Consider the following 13428-nt stretch of genomic DNA (forward strand, 5'->3'; position numbering starts at 1 on the left):
ACTCACCGGGGGTGCCCCTAGCATGCGAATGCTCTCTTCCTATCCCAAGGAAATCAAAGTTTTTCTGCTCGCCAGCCTCGTCAACGCCATCGGAAGCGCGCTTATGTGGCCGCTTGTCACGATGTTCGTGTTCGATGAGCTTGGCCGCAGCATGTCGGATGCCGGCCTAGTCATCCTCGTTCAGTCCCTTGGCGGAATCGCCGGGCAGCTGCTCGGCGGCGCGCTGTATCATCGGATCGGCGTGAAAAAGCTTATTATCGGCGCGCTCGCCCTGAATGCGGTCGGGCTGCTGCTGCTGCCGGTACTCAGCAATGCCTGGACGGTCTTCATCGTCATGATGGGCCTGATCGGACTGTTTAACGCGCTCTCCATGCCGGCCATTCAAGCGTTCATCGGATTTCGCTTCGCGGATCGCCGCGGAGAACTGTACAATGTCATCTATGTCGCCAACAACATTGGCGTGGCAGTCGGCACGGCGCTCAGCGGCTTTCTCGCGGACGCCTCCTACTCCCTCAGCTTCCTTCTGAACGGCGTATCTTCAGGCATCTTCGCCGTGTTCTTCCTGTTCTACTTGAAGCAAGTCGGAACCGGCGGAAGCGGAGAAGGCGCAAGCTTAGTCAAGATGCGGAATGCACGCGAAACGAGTATGTGGTCGCTGCTGAAAGACGTGCGCATTTATTTGTTCATGGCGCTCGGCGCCATGCTCATTAACTTGGGCAACAGCATCTGGAATACCGGCGTCTCCCCGTTCATAATCGAGCACGATATGCCGAAGCAAATGTTCGGCTTCCTGTGGACGCTCAACGGCATCCTCATCTTCGTTGCCCAGCCGGTCACGAACCTGATCAAACGGACTGCCGCCGGCTCGATCAAGAGCCAACTAACGGCCAGCGCCGTTTTCTACTTCCTTGGCTATGCCGTCATGCTGGCGATGCACAGCTTCCCGGGCATGGTGCTCGGGATGGTGCTCACTACGCTCGGCGAAATGCTGATCGCTCCGGCCATCCCGGCCTTCCTGAGCGAGAACGGCGGCAAATACGCACCGTTCTACCTCGGTCTTGCCGGGGGCATCGGTTCCGCGGGCCGGGTGATCGGCCCTTATGTCATGGGCAGCCTCTACGATGGCGGAGGACTGACGCCCGTCGCTTGGCTCGCGGTCGTGACCGCGGCGCTAGCCACCGGCGCGTTCGTCGTGCATGCGGCAGTGAACCGCAGTCGGGAGAATGCGAGCGCGGCAATTCGCAGGACGCTTCATTCCTAACAAAAAAGGCTTGTCCGCGATGGAAACTACCATCGACGGACAAGCCTTTTATTGTACAAATGCAGCGCAATCAATCAGCTCGGACCGCGGCGATCATCAGAAACAGCGGCCGCCGCAGCTCGTCCCGCATTTCGGGGCTCGCCGCGAGCATATCCGGGGACGGCTGAGGCTCGGACAGCTTCATTATGCTGAAGCCCGCTTCGATGAGCGCGTTGAGCAGCGTGGAAACCGTGCGATGATACTTGATGACGTCGTTCTCCAGAAACCTCGCCTGCCGCAGTCCTTCCTCGTAATAATCGTCGACCGGCCAATGCAGCTTCTCGCCCTGCGGACCGTAATGCCAGTCCTGCGCGGCGCGCGCGGTAAACACCGGGTGCTCCGTCGAGAATACGAAGCTGCCGCCAGGTACGAGCAACCAGCTCACTTCACGGCAAACATCGCCGAAGTTCTCGATATAGTGCAGGGCGAGAGAGCTGATAATGACGTCGAACGCGCCTGCCGGGTAATCCAGATCCTCGATGGCAAGCTGCCGATATTCAATCTTCGGGTCTTGGGTCAGTTCCGTGGCACGCGCCAGCATATTCGCCGAAATATCGATCCCCACGACCGAAGCCGCTCCTTGCTCGCTCGCATATCGGCAATGCCAGCCGAAGCCGCAGCCGATGTCCAGCACCCGCTTCCCTGTCAGCTCGGGAAGCATCTGCCGGAAGGAATGCCATTCTCCGGCCGCCTCCAGCCCATCGATCGAACGCGACATGCGGCTGTAGTTCGCGAAAAATCCGTTATCGTCGTATTTGTTCTGTTTCATTGCGGAAGTCCCTCCTCGCTTCGTCGGCATCTTAGTTTGTTTCCAGTTTAAACGCATCGGGATATAAAGGTCAAAATGAAACGAAAAACCTTCGATCCCGCGACTAACACGGGATCGAAGGTTGTATTATCCCCGCTGATGCGCGGGATGAGCCGGCCATCATCATCCGGATCGGCTCACCCCTTGCTTCCTGCTGGTTTAGAAATCGAAATCCTTGCGTACCTTGCTGCGCTTACCCGTCATTTCATAAATAACCGGTACGACGATCAGCGTCAGCAGCGTCGACGTGAACAAGCCGCCGATAACCGTGATGGCCAAGCCGCCGGAAATCAAGCTCGTCGAGGACTTCGACAAGGCCAGCGGCAGCAGCGCGAGAATCGTTGCGCAGGCTGTCATCAAGATCGGTCTCAGCCTTGTTTTCGAAGCTTCGACCAGCGATTCGCGAAGCTCCATGCCGGACTTGCGGTTCGATTCGACGCGGTCAAGCAATACGACCGCATTCGTCACGACGATACCGACAAGCATGAGCATGCCGATCATGGCGCTCATCGAGAGCGAATTGCCCGTGATCAGCAGGGCGCCCAATGCGCCGCTCGGCACGAAGAGCAGGGACGAGAGAATGATGAGCGGCGTACGCAAACCGCCGAACGTCATGCTCATGACCAGGAATACGAGACCAATTGCGGCGACCATCGCGATTCCGATGCTTTTGAAGCCGCTGTTGATCATTTCGAGTCCGCCGCCGATCTTGACGTCGACGTTGCTCGGCAGCGACAAGCTGTCGATGTCGGACTCGATCGATTTGGTAACGGTAGCCGTTTTGTCCGTATCCTTCACATTACCTTTTACTTCCGCATACGTTTTGCCTTCTTCATGGTTGATGGCAACCGGTGCCGTCGACTCGGACAAGTCCACGAGCTCGCTCAGCTTCTTCACGCCGCCAGCCGTCGGAATCGAGATGTTCTCCAGCTCGGCTTTCGACGAAATCGGCTGTTTGTAAGCCATCGTGATATCCCAGTTCTTGCTGTCCAGCGTGTACGTGCCGACATCGACCGGCCGCAGCTGCTCATTGACGGCAGCCATGATTTGGAACGAAGACACGCCCAGATCGATGGCCGATTGCTTCATCGACATGACCCACTTCGGCGATACATCCTTCAGGTTGTTTTCTACGTCCTTCATATCCGCGTTGGACTTCATTAAATTCTCGACCTGCGAGGATGCTTTCGCCAGCGCCTCCAAATCGTCGGAATACAGATTGACCGTCACTTCGTTGCCTGTCGGAGGTCCGTTCTGCTCGCCTTCCTTGACGTCGACCGTCGCTTTAGGCGATACCGCCGTTACGATTTCCTTCAAGTCTTTGTTCGCTTTGTCCATCAGCGCGTTCGTGTCGATATCCGCGCCTTCCTTGAACTGCACCTTGAACGATGCGGTATTCGTGCTCGGAATTTGAACGAACGGATTGTCCACGCCGCCAATCATCGCTTGATAATTGTCGATGTCCTTCAAGCCTTTCAAATACGTTTCCACTTTACCGGCTGCGCTATTCGTCTCTTCGAGCGACGTTTGGGCCGGCATCTTCAAGTTAACCGCGATCGATGCCGTATCGCCCGCCGGCAAGAAGGCTACGCCAAGCAGCGGTATGGTGCCGAATGAGGCCAACAGCAGCACGACCGACAAGATGAGCACCCACGCTTTGCGTCGCAGCGCGCCGCGGATAACTCGCTCGTACCATCCAATGAAACGTCCGCCTTCTTTATGCGGCTTGATGGAATTGAAGAACTTCGCCCCGAGTACCGGGATGAGCATCATCGCGACAAGCAGCGAGCAGAGGATCGAGATCACGACCGCGATGGCGAACGGACGGAAGAATTCGCCGATAATGCCCGTTACGAAGGCCAGCGGCGCGAATACGACGACCGTCGCGATCGTCGATGAACCGACGGCGCCGATAACTTCCTTCGTCGCGCGGAACGCAAGCTCCTTGCCGTTCATCTCGCGGCCTTTCTCCTGCCGCCACCTGTAAATGTTCTCGATGACGACGATACTGTCGTCGACGATCCGGCCGATGGAGACCGCGATACCGCCGAGCGTCATAATGTTCAGCGTGTAGCCCATTTGGTTCATCAGCGCGATCGTCGCGAAGATCGAGATCGGCAGCGAGATGATCGAGATGAGCGTCGCGCGGATATTACGCAGGAACAGGTAGATAATGATGACGCAGAATAGCGCGCCGTACAGCCCTTCCCGAATGAGCGAGGATACGGAATGTTTGATTTCCGCGCCTTGGTCTTGAATGAGGCGTACGTCGAGCGTGCCTTTATCCTGGTAGGAAGCAAGCACGTCCTTAACGGCGTCGGATACGTCCGCCGTGTTGGCGTCCTGCGACTTCACGACGCCGATGATGAAGCTGGATTGACCGTTGTAGCGGGTAATCTCGTTCTGGGACGAGACGGTATTCACTTCGGCAACGTCCGCCAGCTTCACTTTGGCCCCGCCCGGAGCGCCTGCTCCAGCACCGGCTCCCATGCCTTGTCCGCCGGCAGCGCCTTGACCGCCGCCCGCGCCGATTTGCAGGTTCTTGATTTGATCCAACGATCCGATCTTGCCTACGAGGCGAATCGGAATCGTGTTGTCTCCTTGGCTTACGGAACCAAGCGGCAGCGCGTAATCGAGCGATTGGATCGCGGTTTGGATCGCATTCAGCGACAAGCCGTGCTGCGCGGCTTTATCCTTGTCGACCACGATTCGGAGTTCTTGGGATGTCTGGCCTTTCAAGGAGACGGAGCTGACGCCGGATACTTTCTCCAGCTTCGGCACCACTTCCTCTTCCAGTCGTTTCTGAAGGGCTTCGGTATCTTCCTTCGAAGAGAAGATGGCCGCCTCATAGATCGGCGCTTCTCCGAAGGAAAGCCGCTGTACCGTTACTTTCGCTTTATCCGGCAGGGTCAGCTTCGCGACCGCGGCTTCGGCATCCTTCATTTTGTCGTCCATGTTGGTACCGAACGCATATTGCAGGAAAATACTCGATGAATTCTCCGAGCTGGAGCTCGTAAGCGAATCGTAATTTTTCAGCCCGAGCAAGCTTTGCTCGATCGGTTTGGTGACTTCGGTTTCGATTTCCTCGGTCGATGCGCCCGGGTATACCGTCTGAATGAAGACGGCCGGGAAGGTTACGTCGGGAAACGTCTGCTGTCTGATCTGGGTCGACGAATAGAAGCCGACGCCGAGCACGAGGACGCAAAGAATCACGACCGCGACGCTGTTTTTCAAACTAAATCTGGTCAATCCGTTCATTGGATCTCTCCTCTTTTCTCTTTATCTAGAAGGAATCATAGCGAAGTTTTTTGAACTGAGCATGAACTGGCGATTACAAAATTAGACAATCTCGCTTTTCGGCTCTATCGGCAGCCTAACTGTGAACAAAGTTTGAACGCCGGGCTCGCTATGCGCTTCGATGCTTCCGCCGTGCATATCGATGATCTCCTTCGCGATCGACAAGCCGAGTCCGTTGCCTTTGACCGCATAATCGCGCGCGCTGTCCGCTTTGTAGAACGGCGTGAAGATATGCTGCAGCTCGTCCTTGCCGATGCCCTGTCCATTATCGCTAACCCCCGCCACGGCCATCTCGCCATGACGCCGCAGCGTGATCCGGAGCTTCCCTCCGCGCTCGGAGAACTTGATGCTATTGCTGATCAAATTATGCCACACCTGCTCCAGACTATCCGCGTCGCCATAAACCGTCACGTCATCCAAATCCAGCTCGGGATCGATGCCCTTGGCGCTCCACTGCGGCTCGCTGGCAATGACGCTGCGACGGATTTGCTCATCCAGACGGAAGCGGCCGGGATGATGCAGTTGACGGTCCTGCTGCAGGACCGACAGCCTGAGAAGATTCGCGCTCAGTCGCGACAGACGCTGGCTCTCCTCTTCAATAATGTTCAAATAATGCCTGCGGCCCTCTTCCGTCATCGTCTTCGTGCGCAGCGCCTTGGAGAATCCCGTAATGGACGTCAGCGGGGATTGGATCTCGTGCGCAACGTTGTTCACGAAGTCGGACCGCAGCTTGTCCAACATGCGCAGCGACCCCGCCATCTCGTTGAAGCTGTCCGTCAGGACGCCGATCTCATCCTTCCGCTTGGAATGCAGCACGATGCCGAAATCTCCTTTCGCCATCCTTCTGGTCGCGACCGTCAGCCGCTGCACGGGCTTGACGATGTATCTCGCCGCCAATAGGATAAGCAGGCTCCCCGCTAATAGCACGCTGCCGAGAACGGTCAACGTGAACTTGCGGAACATATCCATTAAGCTGTAGATTTCCGGCGTGATGAATAGAGAGTACGGCTTCCCGTTCAATTGAAAAGGCATCCCGATCAGAAAAGACGCCGACTTGTGATGCGAATGAATAAACGTCACGGTTCCCCGATAGATGCCGCCGTGGATGACAAGTTCCAGCTGCGAGGGCGAGATCGGCGTCTTCTCTCCGCTTCCCGCGTCGCCGTACGCAATCGTCTTGCCGTCCTCGTCCATGATTTTGACCCGCAGGCCCGGCACGTCCACCGCATTGCTGATGACGGTCCCCAGGCTCTCGGGCGGCGCTTCCCCAAGCTCCGCGATGATCTTCTTGCCATGCGCGATCATTTGGCCTTCCGCCAGCGATTTGACATTGCTGCTGTACATGCGGATCGCAAGAACGAAAGCTGCCGTCAAGCTTATAATGACAGCAACGATGAAAATGAGAACCGTCCGGACATACAGCGATCTAATCATGGTAAACCTCCAGCCGGTAGCCCAGCCCGCGCAGGGTGACGATTTTGAACTTTTCTTCATAAGCCGCGAAGCGCTCACGTAATCTCTTGATATGTACGTCGACCGTCCGATCGTCGCCCTCGTATTCGAACCCCCAGATCTGCTCGATCAGGGTTGTCCGCGTAAACAGCTGTCCGGGGTGGCTCGCCAGCTTGTACATCAGTTCGAATTCCTTGAGCGGAATGGTGACCGCTTCCTCGGTCTCTTTGAAGATGACCTGATAGCCGAGCCGATCGAGCACGATCCCTCCGACCGTGATCATGTGCGAGGCCGTAATCCGATAGCGTTTCAGCAGCGCCTTGACGCGAACGACCAGCTCCATCGGATCGAACGGCTTCGTCATGTAATCGTCCGTCCCCAGCTGGAACCCTTTGATCTTCTCCTCGGACTCGCCCTTGGCCGTAATCATCAGAATCGGCATATCGCCCGATGCCCGGATCCTTCTGCACAGCTCCCAACCGTCCATCCGCGGCATCATGATGTCCATGATGACCATATCGAAGCCGCTGCCTTGCATATACTGCCACGCCGCTTCGCCATTGGCGAACTCGACGATGTCGAATCCTTCATCGCGCAAATAGAGCTGCACGAGCTCGCGGATATGCGCGTCATCATCCACCACTGCAATTTTTGCCATTCCTGTAACCGCCTCGCGTTCATGTATGACTTTGGTCCTTGCAACCTACCGGGCATTATCTTATTATTACAGAGTTGCGTGCCGGGATGCTAGTCTTAGAGACTCGCGCGCTGAAAGGGAGAGGTCGTTTTGAAACGTTATTATCCACTGCTTGGGATGCTTATTTTTCCTATAATGGGCTGGCTGTACGCATGGACCAACAATCCGGATTTTCATCCGAACCAGCCTGTATACAGTCTGATGACCGCGCTCGACCGCGTGATTCCGCTCGTCAAAGTTTTCGTGCTGCCTTACTCCATATGGATTTTTTATATTTACGCCTGCCTTATCTATTTCTTCCTGAAGGATCCCGCCGTTTACCGCAGGGCGCTGATTACGTACGTGACCTGCGCGCTCATCTGCTACGGCATCTATCTCGTGTTCCAAACGACGGTGCCGCGTCCGGTCCTGAACGGCAGCGATCCCGTTACGCATTTGCTTCAATTCATTTATCACCGCGATGAACCGTTCAATTGCTTCCCGAGCATACATTGTTTCTCCAGCTACATGGTCATGAAAGCTCTGTACACGAGCAAATTCCGCAATCGTTGGAACCAAACGCTCATTTACGGCATGTCCACGCTTATTATCGTCTCGACGTTCTTTATTAAACAGCACACGCTGCTGGACGCCGCCTGCGGCATACTGCTTGCGGATATCGTCTATCGCACGCTGCTTCGCATGGAACGCACGGTCAGGCTCCGCAAGCCCAAACAAATGCTTGGGCAGGCCGATATGTAAGACCAGAATTCCGCAAACATGCTTCGGCTATTGTATCCCCTGCTCGGCTCCAAATGCCGCGGCGGGGGATTTTCGTTTTCCGTCATGTAACCTAGCCAATATCCAAGTCCTCAGCCAAGACAATCCCCCTAACACAAAAGCCTCCCGACGAGTGAATTGCTCGCCAGAAGGCCCACAGGTAACCTATTATTCTTTATTTTCCAGAAAAACGATTCGGCTAATGATTGCTAAATTGATACGTCGATCAATCGCTACATTTAAATGCCTGGCATGACGTTGCCGCCGCACACCGGAATATACGCGCCCGTGATGAATCCCGCCAAGTCCGAAGCCAAGAAGGCGACGGCGTTGGCGATATCCTGATCCGTTCCGCGATGCTTCAGCGGCACGCGGCTGTCATACTCTTCGCTTCGCTCCGTGCCGTTCGCCCGGTCGCGCTCCGAAATGGTCCACCCCGGCGCGACTTGGTTCACGGTGATTTGGCTCGCGCCGACTTCCTTCGCCAGAATGCGGTATACGCCGTCCATGCCGCGTTTGCCCGCGACGTAAGCGGATTGATTCTCGAAGTTCTGCATGGCGCATTCCGTATTGATGCCGATCATCCGGCCGGCGCCGCGCTCGATCATGGCCGGCACGAATGCTTTGGCCAGATGGACGCTCTGCAGCACGCAGGATTCGAACTGGCTGCGGTAATCTTCCTCGGACTGATTCAACACGGACGTCCACTGGTACTGGATGACCGCATTGGCAACCACGATGTGGACATGGCCAAGCTCGGCCGTTACTTTATCGCGCATCGCCATAATGTCATCCAGCTTCGTAATGTCGGCCTGTACGGTGATGGCCCGTCTGCCGGCGGCTCTGATTTCTTCGGCCAGCGCCAGCGCCTTCGCCTCATTGGAATTATAATGAACCGCTACATCGGCGCCGCATGCCGCCAGCGTACGCGCCATGACGCGTCCCAATTCTCCTGTCGCTCCCGTGACGAGCGCCGTTCTGCCCTTCAGATCAATCCCAATCATGCTCATGACTCCTCCTCGTGTTCATCCGGCAGCGTTGCCGCCGCGGCGTCGATCAGACTGTCAAACAAGTCGTCGTCGGTTTCGATGGCAGCTTCGACCTCGTTGATCTGCTCTTCCGAGCCCGGTTCCTTGGCGAACAGGAGACTGTAATCCCATGTCGTCCCGCGCAGGCTGTTCAGCTGCAGCGTGATTTCGTAAGGATGCTTATGCCCCTCCGCCTCGAATTGCACCGAACCCCGGTAGCCGTTCTCTTGATCATGCGTCATTTGCGCATGAAGGATAGTAATCTTCATCGTTGCACCCTCCACTTGGACATGCTTGTTCGTATAAGGGCAATTATACCATACAAACCGGCTCGGCAAAGCATGCCTCAACGAGGCAGCTGCTGCGGCACGATAAAGTCCGTCATCACGCCTTGAACGCCGTCATGGCGCAGCTCTTGGATCCGGCCGATGTCATTGATCGTATTGATATACGTATAGACGCCTTCGCGCTTCAAGGCTTGAACGAATGCAGGCGAGTAGCGGTTCTCGTCCATGACGACGATTCGGATGTTCCTTGCGGCGACATCCCGGATGACTTGCTCGTCCGTGTCCTTATTCATGTACAAGGTATAGATATATTGCTTAAACGGATAAACGCCGCTAACGGCCTTGTAATTGTCCGCCTGGTAGAGTTGAGGAATGAAGCGCCGGAGAATGGCGGGGTCAACCGACTTCGTCTCGGCCACGATCCGCTTGAAGATCGCAGCCGCCTTCGCGCTGTCATCCTCCTTCGTATCCGTAATCAGCAGCATATCCGGGTGCGCTCTCATGAACACTAACAGCTCGTTCAACGTTACGGGCGAGTAATGCCCCTGAATCGGCAGCGCCTGAAATTTCTCGAGCGACAGCGGCTCGTTGTCCGCCTGAACCGCCTGACCGAGAACGGGATAGGTTCCGGGCTCCCAGTCATGGCGCAGCACGAGATGGCCGTCCGAGGTAACGCTCAGATCCGTCTCGAACACGCGATGGCCGAATTGATAGGCTTGCTCGAGCGCTTCGCGGCTGTTCGTGCCCGGGTAACCGTCGATGCCGCCAAGCGCGTGAGAGATCAGCGGCGTTTGCTTCACCCAGTCGTAGGGCTGGAGTGATTCAAGGTGCTGCGCAATCGGAGTTGCTGTCGAGGTGGAGCTGCAATCCGGCGCCATCGACTCGGATTTGACAGGCGATAGGATCAGCGGCATAGAGAAGAAGACTAGCAGCGTAATCAGTAGTTGCGGTAGTTTGGGTTTGATGAATGCGGGAACCATGGCTCGCCCTCCTCGGTATCGATCTGTATTAACCACTTGGACCGTTCGGGAGGGTTCAGAAACAAGGGGAAAGCTGGCAGAGCGCTTATGATCACGGTTAGCAGAACGAAAAACCTTCCATTCCGCAAGGTACGCGGAACGGAAGGTTCTTTATCTTGATGGCAGGCTTCTATAGCTGGTGCGGCCGACCACGAAAATAATAGCTTCCGGGTCAGCGGCTATTTCCGCAGTCTACCAATGCGAGTTATAGACCGGCGCGCTGTTCGGATTGTTGCTGCCATACGAGAGATTGCCTAGCGTGAGCACGTCCTCGTCATAGTAGGCTTCATAGGCAAGCAAAGAGCCGAGGCTGTTGAAGAAGGTCCACATTTTCTCGATGTAGAACGGATTGTCGTTGCCGAAGTTGGGCGCCGCTCCGTGGTAGAGTCCCCATTCCGGAACGCTGAACTTCTTGCCGTGGGCGACGGCGAAGTCGATCCAGTGCTGCAGGCCGTACGTTCCGCCCATATGGCTGTTGTTCCATGTGGCATCGGTGAAGGCCGGCGGCCATTGGTCGTAGCTGTCCACGCCGATGTAATCGACGACGTCGTCGCCCGGATAGACGAGCGCCGGATCCGCGTTGCCGGCGGCTTTCAGCCCGTCGCCGCGCGTGACGTTCCAATCGATCTTCACGTTCGGCGCGGATGCCTTGATGGTCGTCGCCACTTGCCGGAAGCACGCTTTCCAATCCGTCATGTTGGCATTCGTGACGGAATGCGCGAACCAGTTGCCGTTGAATTCCCAACCGAGCCGGATGATCGCGCTGCCTTGACCGTGGCTGACGAGGTTCTGCGCGAACGTCGTCCAATGGCTGTTATAGCTGCCGGCCGCGCAGCCGGAGAACGTCGCTCCGATGTTCTCGGGAAACATCGGCACGGCGTAGGTCGGCGTCCAAGGCGCGTTTTGCCAGCCGTTGAAGAATTCACCGGTGACCGTCATGAGGTCCCAAGAGGATCGGTACGGGAAGTTGGTCGTGACATCCGCCAGCCGGCCGCGCCACGTCTCGAAATTCTGGATCGCCGTCCAGTTCGCCTGATCGTTGGTCGTCCGGTAGACGCCGGACTTCCACGGAAGCCCGCTGCGGTTGCCCGTGCTTGCGTTCGTCGTCACGCCGAGCGAATTGCTGGCGGCGGACAGGTTGCCGGCCGCATCCTTCGCTTTGACCGTGAACGTATAGGCCGTGCTTGCCGTCAAGCCCGTAACCGTCGCGCTCGTGGCGCCCGTCGTCGTACCGGATAACGTGGTGCCGCCCCGATAAATGTTATAGCCGGTCACCCCGACGTTATCCGTAGAAGCCGACCAGGTCAGATTAACGGTCGTGTCCGTCTTCGAAGGAGAAGCCAGGCTGCCTGGCGTTGTCGGCGCCTGCGTGTCGGGCGTTCCGCTGCCAGCGCTGTAGATCGCCACGCCGGTCATTTGCGGATCGCCCTTGGTCGAGCGCAGGATATCGATATTGAGCACGCCGTCGCTGACGGTGACGTTATAAGGGCCGTATTTCGCCCAGCTGCCCAGCGCCAGGTCTCCGATGCCCGTCGCAGCCGTCGCGCCTTCCAGCTTCACGTCTTCGTTCCTGAAGTTGCTTTGGTAGTTTTCGATCGTCCACAGATAGACTTGGTAGCTGCCGTTCGCAATCGTTTGGTTCAGGCTGAAGCCTTGGCCATTCGCCGGTCCCGAACGGTATAGGGCAGATTGCAGCATGGACAGCGTATTGGCATCCGGCGTCGGATTCAAGGAGAAGGCATACGTCCCGCTCCAAGTCGAAGCGTTCGTGACGGACAGCCCGCTGCTCAGCGCGGAAGCGTAAGAAATCCAGCTATTGCCCTCGATCGTCGTCGCGGCGCCGTTCAGATTAATGCCTTTGACGAACGTCGGACCGCTGCTGCCGGAAGAGCCGGTCACGGAGACATTATCCATCGTCGTCGTATTCAGCGTCGTATTGTTCTGCGCGGTGACGACAAGTCCGATATACACGCTGGAAGCCATGCTTACCGTCACGGTTCCGACCTGCGTCCAGGACGTGCCGTTGCTGGAAATCGAGCTGGTGAACACATTGCCCGCGCGCTGCAGCTTCACCCAATACGGCGCGGCGACGCCGGTCTGCGTGACGGTCGCCGTGCTGCCCGATGCAGCGCTCCGGCTAATGAGCTGCGCCCCCGAGGTCGACGCGTATTCCATGACCGTGGATACATGCTTGGAACCGGTCGTCAGCGATTCGCGGATCATGACGCCGCCCTTCGCCCAAGCGCTCGTATTCGAGATGGACGCCACCCGTGCCACGATCGTGCCGTCGCCGGCTAAAGGCTGGTAGACGTAGCGGAACTGATCCGCCGTGCCGGAGATATCCGTGCCGGTGGCTTGGATCGTATACGTTCCCGACGCATAGTTGTCCGAGCCGGCCACGCCGACCGATCCGATGTCCTGCGTCAGCCAAGGACTGGGAACGGCTGCCGAAGCCTGCTGCGTGAACGTGAAAAGTCCGGTCAACAGCACGGCCGCCAACAAAGCGAGCATGCTCCTGCTGATGCTGCCCTTACGATTGCCGCGCATCCTCGTACCCTTGCCCGCGCGCGCGTCATGGATGTCGGTTACGCCGGCCAAGCTTGCCTTTCCGTCGTTAGATTGAATCATGAACCTCAGACACCTCCGATAATGGATTTGCTTGCTGGCGCTGCATGATTGCCCGATTCGTTAACCGGGTCTGTCTCCTTCCCGTACCCCCTCTCCTTATTGCGATTTATTTATGGACAACAAACAGCCGGAAGGGAACAATGTATGCACCTG

The 13428-nt window shown here is 57.0% G+C and carries 10 protein-coding genes; 2 read left to right on the top strand and 8 right to left on the bottom strand.

Annotation, left to right across the window (positions count from 1 at the left end; genetic code table 11):
• Positions 1–22: 22 nt before the first annotated feature.
• Complete coding sequence (locus AC0YNU_RS21560) at positions 23–1261, top strand: MFS transporter (RefSeq protein ID WP_475760461.1); 1239 nt, start codon at positions 23–25, stop codon at positions 1259–1261.
• A gap of 70 nt (positions 1262–1331) precedes the next feature.
• Here the strand turns inward: AC0YNU_RS21560 and AC0YNU_RS21565 are convergent, their stop codons facing one another.
• The 4 genes from AC0YNU_RS21565 to AC0YNU_RS21580 form a co-directional block, all read right to left on the bottom strand.
• Positions 1332–2069: a class I SAM-dependent methyltransferase gene (locus AC0YNU_RS21565; RefSeq protein WP_475760463.1), complete on the bottom strand. Its 738-nt coding sequence runs from the start codon at positions 2067–2069 to the stop codon at positions 1332–1334.
• A gap of 198 nt (positions 2070–2267) precedes the next feature.
• On the bottom strand, positions 2268–5366 hold the full coding sequence (locus AC0YNU_RS21570) for an efflux RND transporter permease subunit (RefSeq protein WP_475760465.1): 3099 nt from the start codon (positions 5364–5366) through the stop codon (positions 2268–2270).
• An 81-nt stretch (positions 5367–5447) separates the two neighbouring features.
• Positions 5448–6839 carry a sensor histidine kinase gene (locus AC0YNU_RS21575; RefSeq protein WP_475760468.1) on the bottom strand — a complete coding sequence of 464 codons (1392 nt, stop codon included), beginning with the start codon at positions 6837–6839 and terminating at the stop codon, positions 5448–5450.
• A complete protein-coding gene (locus tag AC0YNU_RS21580) occupies positions 6832–7515 on the bottom strand; it encodes a response regulator transcription factor (RefSeq protein ID WP_475760470.1) in 684 nt (227 codons plus the stop codon). Before AC0YNU_RS21580 ends, AC0YNU_RS21575 begins: the two co-directional genes overlap by 8 nt.
• A 129-nt stretch (positions 7516–7644) precedes the next feature.
• On the opposite strand from AC0YNU_RS21580, the gene AC0YNU_RS21585 reads away from it, so the two are divergent.
• Positions 7645–8295 (top strand): phosphatase PAP2 family protein, encoded by a 651-nt coding sequence (locus AC0YNU_RS21585; RefSeq protein ID WP_475760472.1) that lies wholly within the window; start codon positions 7645–7647, stop codon positions 8293–8295.
• A 257-nt stretch (positions 8296–8552) separates the two neighbouring features.
• Here the strand turns inward: AC0YNU_RS21585 and AC0YNU_RS21590 are convergent, their stop codons facing one another.
• The 4 genes from AC0YNU_RS21590 to AC0YNU_RS21605 form a co-directional block, all read right to left on the bottom strand.
• Positions 8553–9317: an SDR family NAD(P)-dependent oxidoreductase gene (locus AC0YNU_RS21590; RefSeq protein WP_475760474.1), complete on the bottom strand. Its 765-nt coding sequence runs from the start codon at positions 9315–9317 to the stop codon at positions 8553–8555.
• A 2-nt stretch (positions 9318–9319) separates the two neighbouring features.
• Complete coding sequence (locus tag AC0YNU_RS21595; RefSeq protein WP_475760476.1) at positions 9320–9610, bottom strand: hypothetical protein; 291 nt, start codon at positions 9608–9610, stop codon at positions 9320–9322.
• A gap of 77 nt (positions 9611–9687) precedes the next feature.
• A complete protein-coding gene (locus AC0YNU_RS21600) occupies positions 9688–10608 on the bottom strand; it encodes a phosphatidylinositol-specific phospholipase C/glycerophosphodiester phosphodiesterase family protein (protein WP_475760478.1) in 921 nt (306 codons plus the stop codon).
• A gap of 231 nt (positions 10609–10839) precedes the next feature.
• Positions 10840–13275: a fibronectin type III domain-containing protein gene (locus AC0YNU_RS21605; RefSeq protein ID WP_475760480.1), complete on the bottom strand. Its 2436-nt coding sequence runs from the start codon at positions 13273–13275 to the stop codon at positions 10840–10842.
• Positions 13276–13428 lie beyond the last annotated feature (153 nt).

This window comes from Paenibacillus sp. J31P316, assembly GCF_056269105.1.